At 72.3% G+C, this 16,935-nt stretch carries 17 protein-coding genes; 9 read left to right on the top strand and 8 right to left on the bottom strand.

Annotated features, from left to right (window positions below; translation table 11 throughout):
• Window positions 1-23 precede the first annotated feature (23 nt).
• Window positions 24-458: a PIN domain-containing protein gene (locus Apa02nite_RS37970; protein WP_203829359.1), complete on the bottom strand. Its 435-nt coding sequence runs from the start codon at window positions 456-458 to the stop codon at window positions 24-26.
• 189 nt (window positions 459-647) lie between these two features.
• On the opposite strand from Apa02nite_RS37970, the gene Apa02nite_RS37965 reads away from it, so the two are divergent.
• Complete coding sequence (locus Apa02nite_RS37965) at window positions 648-3,245, top strand: ATP-dependent Clp protease ATP-binding subunit (RefSeq protein WP_203829358.1); 2,598 nt, start codon at window positions 648-650, stop codon at window positions 3,243-3,245.
• A 148-nt stretch (window positions 3,246-3,393) separates the two neighbouring features.
• Here the strand turns inward: Apa02nite_RS37965 and Apa02nite_RS37960 are convergent, their stop codons facing one another.
• Together Apa02nite_RS37960 and Apa02nite_RS37955 are read right to left on the bottom strand one after the other, a co-directional pair.
• Complete coding sequence (locus Apa02nite_RS37960) at window positions 3,394-4,347, bottom strand: LysR family transcriptional regulator (protein ID WP_067706683.1); 954 nt, start codon at window positions 4,345-4,347, stop codon at window positions 3,394-3,396.
• A 128-nt stretch (window positions 4,348-4,475) separates the two neighbouring features.
• Complete coding sequence (locus Apa02nite_RS37955) at window positions 4,476-5,042, bottom strand: hemerythrin domain-containing protein (protein ID WP_203829357.1); 567 nt, start codon at window positions 5,040-5,042, stop codon at window positions 4,476-4,478.
• A gap of 68 nt (window positions 5,043-5,110) precedes the next feature.
• On the opposite strand from Apa02nite_RS37955, the gene Apa02nite_RS37950 reads away from it, so the two are divergent.
• Window positions 5,111-6,418: a M20/M25/M40 family metallo-hydrolase gene (locus Apa02nite_RS37950; protein ID WP_067706678.1), complete on the top strand. Its 1,308-nt coding sequence runs from the start codon at window positions 5,111-5,113 to the stop codon at window positions 6,416-6,418.
• 40 nt (window positions 6,419-6,458) lie between these two features.
• Window positions 6,459-7,127, top strand: a complete 669-nt coding sequence (locus tag Apa02nite_RS37945; RefSeq protein WP_203829356.1) for a hypothetical protein — start codon at window positions 6,459-6,461, stop codon at window positions 7,125-7,127.
• 46 nt (window positions 7,128-7,173) lie between these two features.
• Here Apa02nite_RS37945 and Apa02nite_RS37940 read toward each other — a convergent pair whose 3' ends face one another.
• The 5 genes from Apa02nite_RS37940 to Apa02nite_RS37920 all read right to left on the bottom strand — a co-directional run bounded on the left by Apa02nite_RS37940 (window position 7,174) and on the right by Apa02nite_RS37920 (window position 11,339).
• Window positions 7,174-7,365, bottom strand: a complete 192-nt coding sequence (locus tag Apa02nite_RS37940) for a DUF5703 family protein (protein WP_067706673.1) — start codon at window positions 7,363-7,365, stop codon at window positions 7,174-7,176.
• Between the two features lie 5 nt (window positions 7,366-7,370).
• The gene (locus tag Apa02nite_RS37935; protein WP_203829355.1) at window positions 7,371-8,450 is read right to left on the bottom strand and encodes a hypothetical protein; all 1,080 of its coding nucleotides are present in this window, start codon (window positions 8,448-8,450) and stop codon (window positions 7,371-7,373) included.
• 85 nt (window positions 8,451-8,535) lie between these two features.
• Complete coding sequence (locus tag Apa02nite_RS37930; RefSeq protein ID WP_203829354.1) at window positions 8,536-9,177, bottom strand: response regulator; 642 nt, start codon at window positions 9,175-9,177, stop codon at window positions 8,536-8,538.
• Window positions 9,174-10,337: a sensor histidine kinase gene (locus tag Apa02nite_RS37925; protein WP_203829353.1), complete on the bottom strand. Its 1,164-nt coding sequence runs from the start codon at window positions 10,335-10,337 to the stop codon at window positions 9,174-9,176. Before Apa02nite_RS37925 ends, Apa02nite_RS37930 begins: the two co-directional genes overlap by 4 nt.
• 3 nt (window positions 10,338-10,340) lie before the next feature.
• Entirely contained in the window at window positions 10,341-11,339 is a 999-nt protein-coding gene (locus Apa02nite_RS37920) for an aldo/keto reductase (protein WP_067706663.1), read from the bottom strand.
• 155 nt (window positions 11,340-11,494) lie between these two features.
• On the opposite strand from Apa02nite_RS37920, the gene Apa02nite_RS37915 reads away from it, so the two are divergent.
• The 6 genes from Apa02nite_RS37915 to Apa02nite_RS37890 all read left to right on the top strand — a co-directional run bounded on the left by Apa02nite_RS37915 (window position 11,495) and on the right by Apa02nite_RS37890 (window position 16,596).
• Complete coding sequence (locus Apa02nite_RS37915) at window positions 11,495-12,547, top strand: LLM class F420-dependent oxidoreductase (protein ID WP_203829352.1); 1,053 nt, start codon at window positions 11,495-11,497, stop codon at window positions 12,545-12,547.
• A complete protein-coding gene (locus Apa02nite_RS37910; RefSeq protein ID WP_067706658.1) occupies window positions 12,547-13,239 on the top strand; it encodes a histidine phosphatase family protein in 693 nt (230 codons plus the stop codon). The genes Apa02nite_RS37915 and Apa02nite_RS37910 overlap by 1 nt, the downstream gene beginning before the upstream one ends.
• A 109-nt stretch (window positions 13,240-13,348) precedes the next feature.
• A complete protein-coding gene (locus tag Apa02nite_RS37905; RefSeq protein WP_203829351.1) occupies window positions 13,349-13,933 on the top strand; it encodes a DUF3090 domain-containing protein in 585 nt (194 codons plus the stop codon).
• Window positions 13,930-14,745, top strand: a complete 816-nt coding sequence (locus Apa02nite_RS37900) for an SCO1664 family protein (RefSeq protein ID WP_203829350.1) — start codon at window positions 13,930-13,932, stop codon at window positions 14,743-14,745. The genes Apa02nite_RS37905 and Apa02nite_RS37900 overlap by 4 nt, the downstream gene beginning before the upstream one ends.
• A gap of 55 nt (window positions 14,746-14,800) precedes the next feature.
• Window positions 14,801-16,039 carry a cysteine--1-D-myo-inosityl 2-amino-2-deoxy-alpha-D-glucopyranoside ligase gene (gene mshC / locus Apa02nite_RS37895; protein WP_203829349.1) on the top strand — a complete coding sequence of 413 codons (1,239 nt, stop codon included), beginning with the start codon at window positions 14,801-14,803 and terminating at the stop codon, window positions 16,037-16,039.
• Between the two features lie 224 nt (window positions 16,040-16,263).
• Entirely contained in the window at window positions 16,264-16,596 is a 333-nt protein-coding gene (locus Apa02nite_RS37890; protein WP_203829348.1) for a hypothetical protein, read from the top strand.
• The last annotated feature ends 339 nt before the right edge of the window (window positions 16,597-16,935 follow it).

Below are 16,935 nucleotides of genomic sequence, written 5' to 3'. Positions count from 1 at the left end.
GGGGCCCCGCGATGGCGTGGGGGTCAGCGGGGGACGGCGGTCGGGCCGCGGACCTCGGCGCCCAGGGCGGTGGCGCGGTCGCGCAGGCCCCGGTCCGCGGTGATCACCACGATCCGGCGGGGGACCGGGCCGGACGTGTGCTCATGGCGTACCACGTCGATGATCTCGTCGTCGCCGGAGCCGGTGGCGCGGGCGATCCGGACCCCGGGCGGACCTTGCGGAATGTCCCGGGCCTTGCCCTCGACGACCAGGACCACCTCGATCGGCGGCGGGATGCCGGGCAGGCCCGCGGCCGGCAGCGCGGCCAGCTTGTCCCGCAGGCGGATCGCGGCGCCGGCCCGGTCCCGCCACCAGCCGTCCGGAACCGAGCCCACGACATTCGCCCCGTCCACGATGATCAGGGGCGCGGCCGAACCGGCCGAACCTGCCGGAACCGGCGTCGGAGCGGCAGAAGACACCACCGGAGACGCCGGTTCGCCGGACGCGGACGCCCTCGGTGTGGCCTGCTGAGACGGGGACTCCGGCGACGCGGGCGCGGGTTCGGGGACGGCGGGTTCCCGGAAGACCGGTTCCAGGGTCATGAAGTTGAGCCTATCGCACTCAACTTCCCGGGAACCGCCGGTGGAGTATCAGGAGAAGAGAGACTGATGAGCATCGGACCGTTGGGGCCGGCTGGACCCGGTCAGTGGGACGACCTGTTCGCACGCTTCTTCGGTGCGGCCGAGCCGCGCCGGGCGTCGCAGCGGATCGACATCGCCCGCTACATGAGCAACGACGCACGCCAGGTGCTGGCCGACGCCGCACGGCGGGCCGCCGACCTCGGCGCGGGCGATCCCGGACTCGCCGACCTGGACACCGACCACCTGCTATGGGCGGTCCTGCAGCAGGAACCGATGAAACACACCGTCCGCCGGGCCGGCGCCGACCCGCAGGTGCTGCTCGGCGAGCTGGACGCCCGGCTCGGCGACGACGCGTCCCGCACCGCCGCGGCGAACCGCCGGGCCGACATGGGCGCGCCCGGCCGGGACGACCCGGAACAGGTGGCGCTGACCCCGGCGGCCAAGCGCGCGCTGCTGGACAGCCTGCAGATCTCCCGCGCGGTGAGCGCCTCCTACATCGGGCCGGAACACATCCTGATGGCGCTCGGCCTGAACACCGACTCGGTGGCCGGGCGGCTGCTGGCCGGACGGCTCGACCCGCGGGCGATCCCGAACCCGGACCCGGCGCACCCGGCCGGCAGCGGCCAGGGCGGCTCCCGTGGCGGCGGGCGGGTCACCGTGGCCACGCCGACGCTGGAGCAGTACGCGGTGGACCTGACCGAGGTGGCCCGGCGCGGCGAGATCGACCCGGTGATCGGCCGGGCCGACGAGATCGAGCAGGCCGTGGAGATCCTGTCCCGGCGTACCAAGAACAACCCGGTGCTGATCGGTGAGGCCGGGGTCGGCAAGACCGCGATCGTGGAGGGCCTGGCCCAGCGGATCGTGGACGGCGACGTGCCGCTCACCCTGCAGGACAAGCGGGTGGTCCAGCTGGACCTGGCCGGGCTGGTGGCCGGCACCCGGTACCGGGGCGACTTCGAGGAGCGCCTCCGCAAGATCATTGATGAGATCCAGTCGTCCGGGGACGAGCTGATCGTCTTCCTGGACGAGATCCACACCCTGGTCGGCGCGGGTGGCGGCGGCGAGGGCGGCGGGATGGACGCCGGCAACATGCTCAAGCCGGCCCTGGCCCGCGGTCAGCTCCGGGTGATCGGCGCGACCACCCTGAACGAGTACCGCAAGCACATCGAGAAGGACGCCGCGCTGGCCCGGCGCTTCCAGCCGGTCGTGGTCGGCGAGCCCTCGGTGGAGGACACCGTGGCGATCCTGCGCGGGCTGCGGGACAACTACGAGGCGCACCACCAGGTCCGGATCACCGACGAGGCGCTGGACGCCGCGGCGGTGCTCTCCGACCGGTACATCACCGACCGGTTCCTGCCGGACAAGGCGATCGACCTGATCGACCAGGCCGGTGCCCGGGTCCGGCTGCGCACCAAGATGCCGGACGCCGACCTGCGCGAGCGGGAACGGCAGCTCGAACAGCTCTCCCGGGACCGCGACCAGGCGGTGGCCGCGGAGAACTACGAGGTCGCCTCCCGGCTGCGCGACGAGATCAACGAGCTGAAGGCGAAGATCGCCGGCGCCGGTGCCTGCGCGGACGGCGTGCCCCGGGTCACCGAGGCGGACATCGCCGAGGTGGTGTCCCGGGCCACCGGCATCCCGGTGGCGCAGCTGACCGAGGCCGAGCGGGACCGCCTGCTCCGGCTCGAGCAGCACCTGCACGAGCACGTGATCGGCCAGGAGGACGCGGTGATCGCGGTCGCCGAGTCGGTGCGCCGCTCGCGGGCCGGGCTGGGTGACGAGGGCCGGCCGGTCGGCAGCTTCCTGTTCCTCGGCCCGACCGGGGTCGGCAAGACCGAGCTGGCCCGCTCGCTCGCCGAGGCGCTGTTCGGCGACTCGGACAAGATGATCCGGCTGGACATGAGCGAGTTCCAGGAGCGGCACACGGTGTCCCGCCTGGTCGGCGCGCCACCCGGGTACGTCGGCTACGACGAGGCCGGTCAGCTCACCGAGGCGGTGCGGCGGCGGCCGTACAGCGTGGTGCTGCTCGACGAGATCGAGAAGGCCCACCCGGACGTCTTCAACATGCTGCTGCAGGTGCTCGACGACGGGCGGCTGACCGACAGCCAGGGTCGTACGGTGAACTTCAAGAACACGGTCCTGATCATGACCAGCAACCTGGGGTCGGACCTGATCAACGGCACCACCCGCAGTGTCGGCTTCGCCGGCGCGGAGAACGGCCGCACCCCGGACGAGGATCTGCGGGACCGCCTGGACCGGCGGCTCAAGGAGCAGCTGCGCCCGGAGTTCATCAACCGGATCGACGAGATCATCATCTTCCGCCAGCTGGAGACCGAGCAGCTCCGCAAGATCACCGAGATGCTGCTCGCGTCGACCCGCCGCCGGCTGAACGCGCAGGACGTCCAGATGGAGATCACCACGGCCGCGGTGGACTGGCTGGCCGACAAGGGTTACCAGCCCGAGTTCGGTGCGCGGCCGCTGCGCCGCACCATCCAGCGCGAACTCGACAACCGTCTGTCCAAGATGCTGCTCGCGGCGGACCTGGCGCCCGGCCAGACGGTCCGGGTGGACATCCGGGAGGGCGACCTGAGCTTCGCCATCGCGTCACCGGTCGGTCTGCACTAGCCGGCGGCCGGCCAGCCGGCGGGCGTCGCGACGCCCGCCGCACCCGAAGCCGTCCCGCGCCTCGCTGTTCCGGCTGGTTCTCAGGGGTGTGTCCCGGCCCGGGACACACCCCTGAGAACCAGCCAGGACCGTGCCTGTCGCCGCGGCCTCAGGCGGCCGCGGCCTGTTCGCGCATCCATTCCACGTAGCCCTCGTTGCGGGCGATGACGTCCTGATAGGCCTCCCGGCCCAGCTCGAGCAGCTGTGGTGCGGTCCGGGCGGCCTGGGACTCCGGGTGCCAGCCGAGGATCAGGCGCCAGCGCAGCGGCGCCCCCTTGAGTGGTCGGGTGGTCAGGCCCGCCGGTGGGCGGAAGGTCGGCTGGCACAGGCCGATCGCGACGCCCAGCTCGACCATGTCGATGCAGGCGCGCGCGTCGGTCTCCAGGACCCGGCGCGGCGCGAAGCCGGCCCGGGCGCAGGCGGCCGCGAAGCAGGTCTCGAAGCAGCCGTCGCCGGCCGCCGCGGACCACTGCTCGGACGCGAGCTCGGCCAGGTCGACCTCGTGGCCCTTGGCCTGCGGGTGGTCCTCGCGCATCAGCACGCACACCGCGTCGACCGCGATGGTGTCCCACATCAGGCCGTACTCCGCCGAGGGCAGGGCGTCGCCGCACACGCCGACCTGCGCGAAGTCCAGCTTGCCGTTGAGCACCATGGTGGCCAGCTCGTCGACGTAGTAGGACGCGTAGGTGGAGATCTGTGCCTCGGGCTGGACGGCGGAGATCCGGTGCAGCATGTGTGCGAAGACCGGTCCGCCGATGGCGCCCATCCGGTACCGGGTGAGCGTGGAACTGCCGCCGGCCGCGAGGCGGGCGGCCTCGTCCTGCAGGCCCTTCATCGCGGGTAGCAGCACCCGGGCCCGGGACAGCACCAGTTCGCCGAGCGCCGTGGGGCGGGCGCCGCGGCGGTCCCGGTCGAAGAGGGCTCCGCCGAGGGTGCGTTCGATCCGTTGCAGCTGGGCGGTGAGTGCCGGTTGCGCCAGGCCGAGTTGTGACGCGGCCTTGGTGACGCTGCCGGTCTCCGCGATGGCGCAGACGACCTTCAGATGCCGCAGCTCCAGGTTCATAGCGTGACGTTAGGACTAGAACGGGATCGAAGGCTAGACCTGGAACCCGTGGAAAGATCGGTGGTTTGTGACAAATCAGTTAAGTAACGGGATGTTCCATGCCAAACGGTCGTTAAGTAAACGGATGTTTACAGATCGCGCGCATATGTGGTGCGCGAGGTGGCTACATCACGAACCTTGTCGATGACTCCGAGGAGCGGGTCGACGAGCTTGTTCCACGGCGGGGAGACCGGCGAGCGCGGGTGCGGGCGGGTCGGCGCGGCCTCGGCGGCCATCTCCACCCGGTTGCCCAGCCGGATCATGTCCTCGGCCGGCACCATCTGCTCGAGCAGCGGGAACAGCTCGCCGGCGTCCGCCTCGACGTGCCGCTCGACGGCGGCCACGATCTCCGCCAGCCGGTTCTCGTCCTGCATGAGGGTGAGCAGTTCCCGGTCCTCGGCCAGCTCGCGGTCGGCGATCCGGTCGCCGTCCGGCACCGCGGTGCGCACGGCCGGGTAGAGGTACTGCTCCTCGGCGGACAGGTGCCGGGACAGGGTGGCGATCAGCACCGAGCGGACCTTGGCCGAGTCGTCGGCGAGCGCCCGCGCGCCCAGGCTGATCAACTCGCGGTGCTGCTCGCTCAGGACATCGACGACGCTGCGCCCGGAAATGGTGTCGCCGATCGGCGGGAGCGGCGGAAGATTCACATCAGACATGACCGCCGCGATACCCGTTTACCGGTTCCGATCAAACGCGGTTGACATCTTGCTGGTAAGAAAGGCGGATGAACACCTCCGCCGTGGACGAGGTCACCGGGCTCTGCCAGGACCTCCTGCGCATCGACACCACCAACACCGGGGACCCGCGGACCACCGTGGGCGAGCGGGTCGCCGCCGAGTACGTCGCCGAACGCCTGGCCGACGCCGGCATCGAGTCCCGCATCCTGGAGTCGGCGCCCAAGCGCACCAACCTGGTCGCCCGGATCCCCGGCGCCGACCGGTCCCGGGGCGCGCTGCTGGTGCACGGCCACCTGGACGTGGTGCCGGCCGACGCGAGCGAGTGGTCGGTGCACCCGTTCTCCGGCGAGGTCAAGGACGGCTACCTGTGGGGCCGGGGCGCCGTCGACATGAAGGACTTCGACGCCATGGTGCTCGCCGTGGTCCGGGAGTGGCAGCGGATCGGCTACACCCCGCCCCGGGACATCGTGCTGGCGTACACCGCCGACGAGGAAGCCGGGATGGAGTACGGCTCGCAGTGGCTGGTGCAGAACCACCCGGAGGAGTTCGAGGGCTGCACCGAGGCGATCGGTGAGGTCGGCGGGTACTCGTACACGGTCAACGACAACCTGCGGCTCTACCTGGTGCAGACCGCCGAGAAGGGGCTGGACTGGCTGCGGCTGCACGCGCACGGCCGCCCCGGCCACGGCTCGTTCATCCACGACGACAACGCGGTCACCGCGCTGGCCGAGGCGGTCGCGGCGGTCGGCCGGCACCGCTTCCCGACCGTGGTCACCCCGACCGTGCGGGCGTTCCTGGAGCAGATCAGCGAGTCACTGGGGATCGACCTGAACCCGGACGACCCGGAACTGGCGATCTCCAAGCTCGGTCCGATCGCGAACCTGATCGGCGCGACCATCCGCAACACCGCGAACCCGACCCGCCTCGAGGCCGGGTACAAGGACAACGTGATCCCCGGCCGGGCGTCGGCCACCATCGACTGCCGGACCCTGCCCGGCCAGGCCGACTCGTTCCTGGCCGAGCTGCGCGACATCATCGGGCCGGACGTGGAGATCGAGCACGTGCACCGGCAGCCCGCCGTGGAGACCGAGTTCGGCGGCCCGCTGGTCGAGGCGATGGGTGCCGCACTTCGCGCCGAGGACCCGGGAGCGCGTACCGTGCCGTACTTGATGTCGGGTGGAACCGACGCGAAGGCGTTCAGCACTCTGGGCATCCGATGCTTCGGGTTCGCCCCGCTGCAACTTCCGCCTGACCTGAACTTCGCCGCCCTGTTCCACGGCATCGACGAGCGAGTGCCGGTCGACGGGCTAAAGTTCGGCGTACGTGTGCTCGACCGACTGCTCCGAAACAGCTAGATGCTCGAGTCAGTGTGAATTGGGAAGGACCCCCGAACAGATGAGCGACCAGAACGCGGAGCTCGACGCCGCCCTCGAACGGGTGGTGGAGGCAGCGCGTGCACACCTCACGGCCGTCAAGGCCGCCGCCGGCCGGATTGACGACGACGACGTCTGGCAGGCGTATGTCGACCTCAACAACGCCTCCTTCGCGTACGACGAGAAGCTGCTCGACGCCTACGGCGAGGTCACCCCGTGGGACGTCGAGTCGATCGACCCGGACGAGGCGGACCAGCGCTTCCTCGCCGGTGAGGCCGGCGACGGCAGCGGGGCGGGCGACCCGTACCCGCAGGTGATCTCGGTCCGGCAGCGCCGTGACTACCGGGTCCCGAGCGTGGCCGCGCTGCTGCGTGTCGCCGAGACCGCCCGGCGCAGCTCGGTGCCGGACGACGAGGAGGTCGGCCCGGTCGAGTCGGTCGGCGAGGCCGTGCTCGAGCTGCTGCAGGCCGGCGACGGCTCGCTCGCCTCGCTCGACGTGCCCGAGCTGGAGCCGCTCGACGGCCTGCTCACGGTGACCGAGGTCGAGGAGCCCCTCGACCTGGAGGCGTTCGACGACGCCGACGGCTCCGGCCCGTTCGCCCCGGTGGAGAGCGACCAGCTGGTCGGCCGGCTCGACGAGCACCCCTTCCTGCCCGACGAGGAAGACGACCACGCCGGTCACAACCACTGACCTGCGCTGACGAGAAAGCCCGTCCGGCTCGTGCCGGGCGGGCTTCTCAGTAGCTCAGGTTGGGCAGGGGCGTCGGCCGGACCGGCCGGCGCAGCATCACCTTGCGGCTGCCGTCCGCGAAGAGTTGCACCCGGGCGAGCTCCCAGCCGGAGAACTCGGCCTGGATGGTCAGCTGCGCCGCCGCGGTCGGGCGATCGACATTCGAAGGCAACCTCAACGGCGCGTATTCGTAGTCCATGCGATCTAATATGCCTCCGGGCCCGAGCCCCGCACCAGACCTGCCACGGGATCGATTCCCTTGTCACACACCGTGCAGGCGGGCCGGCGGCGCAGGTGGTAGGCCCAGGCGGCGGCGCCCAGCGCGGCACCCCAGAGCGGCCAGAGCGTCATCGGCAGCCGGGCCGCCAGGTCCTGACCCGCGAAGAGCTGTTCCGAGCCCTCACCGGTGAAGAGCGAGATCGACGCGGAGAACACCAGGACCGCCACCGCGGTCGCCGGGACGGTGGCCAGCCGGATCGGCACCCGGCGCCCGGCCAGGCCGGGCACCCAGCGCGGGAACCGCTCACCCCAGCGCTGGATCAGGCCGAGCGTCAGCACCGAGCCGGTCAGGGCGAACGCGGCCAGCCCGGCGCCCGCCCAGACGAGGCCGGTGCGGTGCATCTCGGCCAGGAAGCCGGCGTCGATCCCGACCGGCAGGCCGGCCGCCCAGCAGAGTCGGACCGCCGCGTACAGGGCCGGGATGACCGCCGCGGTCCAGGCCGCGATCCGGCCCCATCGGGCGGCCGCCGCAGGCGTGGTCCAGTCGTCGGCGGTGTCGTCCCGGCCGCACGTCTCGCAGGCGCCGGCGGTCCGCCGCTGCCAGCGCAGCGCCGCCCGGGCGATCAGCAGCCCGCCGAGCACGGCCAGGGCCTCGTGCCCGAGTGTGGCCGTGAACACCTGTCCGTAGTCGATCGGCGGCCACCCGAACGGCAGCCCGACGATCAGCATCGGCAGGTAGCCGAGCAGGGTCAGCAGCCGCACGTCCGGCACCACCACCAGCAGCACGATCGCCACCGGCCACAGGTAGCCGAGCACCGCCAGCCGCACCGGGCGGGCCGGGCTGTCCGATCGGGACGCGACGAGCAGCGCCACCGCGGCGGTCAGCAGCACCGCGGCGAACAGCGGGGCGCCGACGTGCGGGTCCAGGGCGCGCAGGGCGCTCGTCGTGTTGCGGGTGTCGTCCGGGCCGTAGGGGAATCCCCGGCCGAGGATCGTCCAGCCGAGGGCCAGGGTGCCGTAACCCGCGGCCCAGATGGCCGCGATGCGCTGTGCCGCGTTCGTCATGTCTCCACGCTCGCCGACGCGAGCGCCGGCGGGATCCCCGCCGGGAGGGGACCGTCTCCCTCTCCCGGGGGAGCGGTGGGCGCGGTCAGGGCGAGATGAAACCCGATTTGTACGCCACGACGACCGCCTGGGTGCGGTCCCGCACGCCGAGTTTCGCCAGCACGTTCCGGACGTGCGTCTTGATCGTCTCGACGCCGAGCACCAGCCGTCCGGCGATCTCCACGTTCGACAGGCCGTCGGCCATCAGGGTGAGCACCTCGGCCTCCCGCGCGGTCAGCCCGGCCCCGGCGGGCCCGCCGTCCGGCCGTGCGTACGCGGCGGCCAGCTTCTTGATCGCGGCCGGGAACAGCAGCGAGTCGCCGCGGGCCACCACCCGGACCGCCTCGACGATCTGCTCCGGCCGGGCGCGTTTGAGCAGGAACCCGCTGGCGCCGGCCTGGAGCGCCTCGTAGACGTACTCGTCGTTGGCGAACGTGGTCACCACCAGGACCCGGGGTGGGTCGGCGGTGAACCGGGCCAGGAGCAGCCGGGTGGCCTGGATGCCGTCCAGGCGTGGCATCCGTACGTCCATGAGGACGACGTCGGGCCGCAACCGGACCGCGGCCTCGACCACCTCGCTGCCGTCGGCGGCCTCGCCGGCCACCGTGAGGTCCGGCGCGGCGCCGAGGATCGCCCGCAGCCCGGTCCGCACCAGCAGGTCGTCGTCGACGATCAGCACGCTGGTCATCCGGGGCTCCCCGGCAGCCGCGCCACGACCCGCCAGGTCGCGCCGTCCGGTCCGGCCTCGAGGGAACCGCCGAGCAGCCGGACCCGGTCGCGCATGCCGGCGATCCCGTGGCCGCCGCCGGGCCGTCCCGCCGGCGTCACGGCCCGCGGGTTCGTCACCTCGATCATCAGATCCCCGTCCTGCCGGATGCGCAGCGTGACCGGCCCGGCGCCGTGCCGGGCCGCGTTGGTGAGTGACTCCTGGACGATCCGGTACGCCTCGCGGGAGAGCCGGGGCGGGACGTCGACCGCGCCCACCTCGGCGGTGACCTGATCGTGCAGGAGACGATCCAATTCGGCCAGAGTCGGAGCGCTCTCGCGCCCGTTCGTCTCGCGGCCGGCGGCCTCGTCCCGCAGGAGGCCCAGGACCGTGTCCAGTTCGTCGGCCGCCGACCGGCCGGTCTCCTCGATCGCGGTCAGCGCGGTGCGGGCGAACCCCGGATCGGTGTCGAAGACCGCCCGCGCCGCACCGGCCTGCAGTGTCATCGCGGTCAGCGCGTGCCCGACCGCGTCGTGCAGCTCCCGGGCCAGCCGGTTGCGCTCGGCCAGCCGCCGCTCCCGGTCGGCGAGCCGGCGTTCCCGCTCGCCCGGCGACGGGCCGAGCAGCACCGGCGCCATCGTCGCGGCGAGCCGGCCCAGCCCGGCGACCGCGTAGAGCACGCCGGCCAGGATCACCGGCCCGGCCGGCAGCCACCACCAGCTGAACCGGGTGCCCAGCGCCTCGCCGCCGGCCATCGCGAGCATCCCGACCGGCAGGACGATCAGCAGCAGCGCGCCGATCGCCACCCCGGTGCACAGGTGCAGGCCGAACCAGAGCGCGGCCCGCAGCCGGGTCTCCAGCTCCAGGGCGCGGCGCCGGTCCGGCGCCGGCAGGTCGACCGCCAGCAGCGACCGGGCGGCCGCGATCTCCAGCTCCCGGGTGCCGCCCAGGAACGGCGGGATCAGCGCGATCACCACGCCGGCCAGCGCGACCGGCGCCTTGCCCAGCCAGCCGCCGGGCTCCTTCACGAACGCGCCGACGAGCAGGCCGGCGCCGATCGCGTACGGCAGCGCCAGCACCCCGCCCAGCAGCAGGAACACCGCACGCCGATAGGTGGCGGCGGTGACCAGGGGACGCAGCATCGGTTACGGCAGCGCGCCGTGCGGGTCGCCGGAGCCCTCACGCTCCGGGTACCCGACGTCGATCGCCGAGACGTCGTCCAGCGCGCCGGCTATCTCCGGCGGCAGGGTGAGGTCCTCGCTGCTCAGCGAACCCTGCAACTGCCCCGCGGTGCGGGCGCCGAGGATCACCGCGGCCACGCCGGGCCGGTCCCGGATCCAGGCGAGCGCGACCTCGAGCGGGGAGACGCCGAGCCCGCCCGCCGCGATCACCACCGCCTGCACGATGCTCGAGCTGCGCGGTTCGAGATACGTCTGCACGAACGGCGCGTACTGCTCGGAGGCGGCCCGGGAGTCCAGCGGGCGGCCGTTGCGGTACTTGCCGGTGAGCACCCCGCGGCCCAGCGGCGACCAGGCCAGCACGCCGAAGCCGAGCGCCGCCGAGGCCGGCAGCAGCTCCCGCTCGATCCCGCGCTCCAGCAGCGAATACTCCATCTGCGCGGCGATGATCGGCGCCCGGGTCGGGTAGGCCGACTGCCAGGTCGCGGCCCGGGCGGTCTGCCAGGCGGCGAAGTTGGAGACACCGGCGTACCGCACCTTGCCGCTGGCGACCGCGTGATCCAGAGCGGACAGCGTCTCCTCGAACGGGGTGTGCCCGTCGTAGCCGTGCACCTGCCACAGGTCGACGTAGTCGGTGCCCAGCCGGCGCAGCGACGCGTCGAGGGAGCGCAGCAGGTTGCCGCGCGAGGCGTCCCGGCCCCGCCAGCCGTGCGGGGTGAGCCCGGCCTTGGTGGCGATCACCACCTCGTCGCGGGGGACCAGGTGGTCGAGCAGCGAGCCGATCACCGTCTCGGCGTCGCCGTTGCCGTACACGTCGGCGGTGTCGATCAGGGTGCCGCCGGCTTCCAGGAACAGCTTCATCTGCTCGGCCGCGTCGTCGGGGTCGGTGTCCCGTCCCCAGGTCATGGTGCCGAGCGCGAGCCGCGAGACCGCCAGCCCGCTTCGGCCGAGCGGTCGCTGATGCATGAGTGAACCTTATTCAGACCTGGCCACCATGGAAATCATCCAGCTCGTCAGGGGTGCGTCGGTTACCGGACGGAAACGTGAAGCCGAGCGATCAGTAGGCTTGCGGGCGGATCTGTGAAGATCCCGTCGCGTTCCTCTGTAGGAAGGGCATCGCCGTGCGGCTCGGACTCAGCCTCGGTTATCAGACGGCGTGGAGCACGCCGGCCGACCATCTCGCCATGGCCCAGGAGGCCGACCGGCTCGGCTACTCGGTGGTCTGGGCCGCCGAGGCGTACGGATCGGACACGGTGAGCATGCTGGCCTGGATCGCCGGCCAGACGGAGAAGATCGACATCGGGTCGGCCGTGCTGCAGATCCCGGCGCGCACCCCGGCGATGACCGCGATGACCGCGGCCACCCTCGACGCGCTCTCCGGCAGCCGGTTCCGGCTCGGCCTGGGCGTCTCCGGCCCGCAGGTCTCCGAGGGCTGGCACGGCGTCAAGTTCGCCAAGCCGCTCGCCCGCACCCGGGAGTACGTCGACATCGTCAAGATGGCGCTGCGCCGCGACAAGGTGCAGTACGACGGGGAGCACTACCAGCTGCCATTGCCCGGCGGCGCCGGCAAGGCGATCAAGCTGGGCTTCCACCCGCCGCGCACCGAGCTCCCGATCTACCTGGCCGCGGTCGGGCCGAAGAACCTGGAGCTGGCCGGTGAGGTCGCCGACGGCTGGCTGGCCATCTTCTTCGCCCCGGACGCCGCCGACGACCAGCTGCGGCACATCGCGGCCGGCCGGGCCAAGCACGGCCAGGGCCTGACCGGGTTCGACGTGGCGCCGACCGTGCCGGTCGTGGTCGGTGACGACGTGGCGGCCTGCGCCGACGTGGTCCGCTGGTACGCGGCGCTCTACATCGGCGGGATGGGCAGCCGGGAGCAGAACTTCTACAACCAGCTCGCCACCCGGATGGGGTACGGCGACGCCGCCGCGAAGGTGCAAGACCTCTACCTGAACCGGCAGGTCGCCGAGGCCGCCGAGGCGGTGCCGCAGGAGTTCATCGAGCGCACCTCGATCATCGGCGACAAGGCCCGGATCACCAAGCGGATCAAGGAGTACGCCGCGGCCGGCGTCGGCACCCTGTCGATCAGCCCGTACGTCGGTGACCTGGAGTCCGGCATCAACACCCTGCGCCTGGTCGCCCAGGCGTACGACGAGGCCGGGGTGGCGCGCTAGTGGCCACCGTCCTGCTGCTGCGCCACGGCCGTACCACCGCGAACGCCTCCGGTGAGCTGGCCGGCCGCCGCCCGGTGGAGCTCGACGAGACCGGCCGCACCCAGGCCGCCCGGGTCGCCGACCGGCTGGCCGGCCTGCCGCTGTCCGCGGTGGTGTCCAGCCCGCTGATCCGCTGCCGGCAGACCGTCGAGCTGGCCCTGCCCGGCGCCACCCCGGCACTCGAGGACGGCCTGATCGAGTGCGGGTACGGCGACTGGGAGGGCCGGCCGCTCAAGGAGCTGGCCAAGGAGGACCTCTGGCCGGTGGTGCAGCAGCACCCGAGCGCGGTCACGTTCCCCGGCGGCGAGGCGATGGCGGCCATGTCGGCGCGCGCGATCGCCGCCGTCCGGGCCTGGGACCAGCGGGTCAACGAGGAGCACGGCCCCGAGTCGATCTGGCTGGCCTGCAGCCACGGGGATGTGATCAAGGCCATCGTGGCCGACGCCATGGGGCTGCACCTCGATCAGTTCCAGCGGATCGCGGCCGACCCGGCATCGATCACCGTGATCCGGTACACACCGACCCGGCCGTTCCTGGTGCGGGTCAACGACACCGGGGAGCTGGCGTCCCTCGTACCCCGGAAAACCGATGGTGAGAAGCCCGCCGAGCAGAGCGACGCGGCGGTCGGCGGCGGAGCCGGCGCCGGGGTCTGACGACGTTCCGTGACCGGGTGATAGCCGTAGCGTTTCCCTCATTGCGCCCTCGGCGAACCGGCGTTGCCGGGCCGCGCGATCGGGCCCGGGGATGGATAGGGTTGTCGCCATGACCCACCAAGTGCATGCCTTCGAGCCGCCGGAGCGGTTCGTCGCCGGGACGGTGGGCGAGCCCGGGGACCGGACTTTCTACCTCCAGGCACGCGGTGGCGGCAGAGTGGTCAGCGTCGCCCTGGAGAAGGTCCAGGTGTCACTGCTCGCCGAGAAGCTCGAAGAGCTGCTGCTGGAGGCGAACAAGCGGTTCGGTGTCACGCTGCCGGAGCCCGCGCTGCTGCCGGTGCACGACAACGAGCCGCTGGACGCTCCGGTCGACGAGGAGTTCCGGGTCGGCACGCTGGGTCTGGCCTTCGACGTCGACACCGCCACGGTGGTGATCGAGGCGATCGAGGCCGGCGAGTCCGAGGTCGAGCTGACCGACGACCCGCTCGCCGATGACGACGACGACGATGACGACGACGAGCCGGATGACGACCTCGATCGCCTGCGGGTCCGGCTGACTCCGGAGGCGACCCGGCAGTTCATCGACCGGGCCCGCCGGGTGGTGGCGGCCGGCCGGCCGCCGTGCCCGCTCTGCGGCCAGCCGCTCGACCCGGCCGGTCACCTCTGCCCCCGGCACAACGGTTATCACCGGTGACGGCGGAGCCCACCGAAGTGCTTGCCGAGGCCGACGCCCTGGAGTTGCTCGGCCGTGGGCAGATCGAGATCGAGGGCCGTCTGGTGGCCGCCTCGAACACCACGCTGCGCGCCGAGATCAGCCTGGCCGGGCTGACCCGCCGCTGCGTCTACAAGCCGGTGCGCGGTGAGCGCCCGCTGTGGGACTTCCCGGACGGCACGCTCGCCGGGCGTGAGGTGTCGGCGTACATCGTCTCCAAGGCCACCGGGTGGGACCTGGTGCCGCCGACCATCCTGCGGGACGGTCCGCTCGGCCCGGGCGCGCTGCAGCTGTGGATCGACGAGCCGGAGGCGGCCGAGGGGCTGATCGGGTTCGTCCCGGCGTACGACGTGCCGCAGGGCTGGTTCCCGGTGGCGGCGGCCCGCGACGACGACGGGGACGCGTACGCGCTCGCGCACGCCGACGACCCGCGCCTGGCCCGGCTCGCGGTCTTCGACTCGGTGATCAACAATGCCGATCGCAAGGGCGGCCACGTGCTCTACCCGGCCACCGGCGCGATCCACGGGGTCGACCACGGGGTGAGCTTCCACGTGGAGAACAAACTTCGTACCGTGCTCTGGGGCTGGACCGGCAAACCGTTGCCGGACGAGGCGCTCGAGGTGCTCGGCTCGCTGCGCGACGAGCTGGACGGCGCGCTCGGCGAGGCCCTCGACGAGCATCTGACCATCACCGAGGTGCAGCACGTCAGGCTGCGGGTGAAGAGGTTGCTGCGGTCCGGGCGGTTCCCGAAACCGCCGGTCGAGTGGCCGGCGATCCCCTGGCCGCCGATCTAGAGGTTTAGGTCACGCCCGGAGGGCTTCCGGCCGGGCCGCTGGATAGGCTCCGGGGATGGACGCTTGGACCGGGCATGACGTGCCGAACCTGCCGGGGGACGCCCCCACGCTCAAGCTCTACGACTCGGCACGCCGGTCGGTGCAGCCGGTCACGCCGGGCGAGACGGCGACGATGTACGTCTGCGGCATCACGCCGTACGACGCGACCCATCTCGGGCACGCCGCCACGATGATCGCCTTCGACCTGGTCAACCGCCTGTGGCGGGACGCCGGGCACCGGGTGGACTACGTGCAGAACGTGACCGACATCGACGACCCGCTGCTGGAGCGCGCCGCGCGTGACGGTGAGGACTGGGTGGTCCTGGCGATGCGCGAGACCGCGCTGTTCCGCGAGGACATGGAGGCGCTGCGGATCATCCCGCCGGCGCACTACGTGGGCGCCGTCGAGTCGATCCCGGCGATCGCCGGGCACGTCCGCGACCTGGTCGCCAAGGGCGCGGCGTACCGCCTCGAGGACGGCACCGGCGACGTCTACTTCGACATCGCCGCCGCCCCGCGCTGGGGTTACGAGTCGAACCTGTCCCGCGACGAGATGACCACGCTCTCCGCGGAGCGCGGCGGCGACCCGGAGCGGGCCGGCAAGCGCGACCCGCTCGACCCGCTGCTGTGGCGCGGCGCCCGCGAGGGCGAGCCGGTGTGGGACGGCGGCGACCTGGGTCCCGGCCGCCCCGGCTGGCACATCGAGTGCGCCACCATCGCGCTGAACCTGCTCGGCGACACCATCGACGTGCAGGGCGGCGGCAGCGACCTGCTCTACCCGCACCACGAGTGCTCCGCGGCGCACGCCGAGGTGCTCACCGGCGCGGCGCCGTTCGCCTCGCACTACGTGCACGCCGGCATGATCGGCCTGGACGGCGAGAAGATGTCGAAGTCCAAAGGCAACCTGGTCTTCGTGTCCCGGCTGCGTGCCGACGGGGTGGACCCGATGGGGGTCCGGCTCGGGCTGCTGTCCGGGCAGTACCGCACCGACCGGGAGTGGACCGACGAGGTGCGCAAGGCCGGGGAGCAGCGCCTGGCCCGCTGGCGGGAGGCGTCCGCCGCGCCGTCCGGGCCGTCCGGGGCCGGGCTCGTCGCCGCCGTACGCGAAGCGCTCGCCAGCGACCTGGACGCCCCGGCGGCGCTGGCCGTGGTGGACGCCTGGGCCGAGGCCGCGCTGTCCGGCGCGGGTGACGACACCACGGCGCCGAAGCTGATGGCGGAGGCGGTCGACGCGCTTCTCGGTGTGCGTCTCTGAGCGTTCTCCGGCTCTGACGAACGGCCCTCCCGGTCTCCGGGCGGGCCGTTTTCGCGTGTTGCGCACAGGCCTGGCGATCGGACCCTAAACCCTGGTCAGCGGGGGTGTGGGCAGTTTGCCGAAACAATGCACTTCGCGCTGTTATTAGTCTGAAATGCGTGCATTTCGGGCTCGCCCGCGACATGCTTTCGGAGGTCACAACAAACGTTTCGAAAGGAACCATCATGCGTCGTCCGGCCCTGTACCTCGCCGGCCTGTTCCTGGCTACCGGCGCGAGCCTGGCTCTCGCCGCGCCCGCCCAGGCGGCCGACACCCACTGCAAGAAGAACCACGGCGCCTCGGTGTACCGCGCCCACGTGCACGGCGTCGGCTACGCCCGCGACTGGGATGACGATGACTACGGCGTCGTCGGCGTCGTGGGCGTACCGGTCGTCGGTGTCGGCTACAGCACCGGCTACTACGGCGGCGGCTACGGCTACGGCGGCGGCTACCACGGCTACGGCTACGGCGGCGGGCTCAGCATCGGCGTCGGCGTCGGTATCGGTGTCGGCTTCTGAGAAGCCCCGCTCGCGCGGAGGCCGTTGACACGGCAACCGCACCTTGATTGAAGGCCACAGACCCGAGGCGCCTCCTGGCTCCTCGGGTCTGAGCCTTTCCCCACACGTCTCCGCCCGCCGCACGTCTCCGCGCCCCACGCCTCCACTGCACGTCTCCGCGCCGCACGTCTCCGCGTCCCACGTCTCCGCGCCGCACGTCTCCGCGTCCCACGTCTCCGCGCCGCACGCTTCCGCGCCGCACGCCTCCACTGCGCGTTTCCGCGCCGCGCGTTTCCGCGCAGCCCGCGAGGTGGCTGCTGGTTGCGGCCGTGGCGCGCCGCGCGGTTCCCGGCTGGTCCT

It is taken from the genome of Actinoplanes palleronii, from assembly GCF_016862315.1.
Classification (GTDB): Bacteria; Actinomycetota; Actinomycetes; order Mycobacteriales; family Micromonosporaceae; genus Actinoplanes; species Actinoplanes palleronii.
Note: the sequence above shows the minus strand (reverse complement) of the source record. Positions and strands in the feature narration are given on the sequence as shown.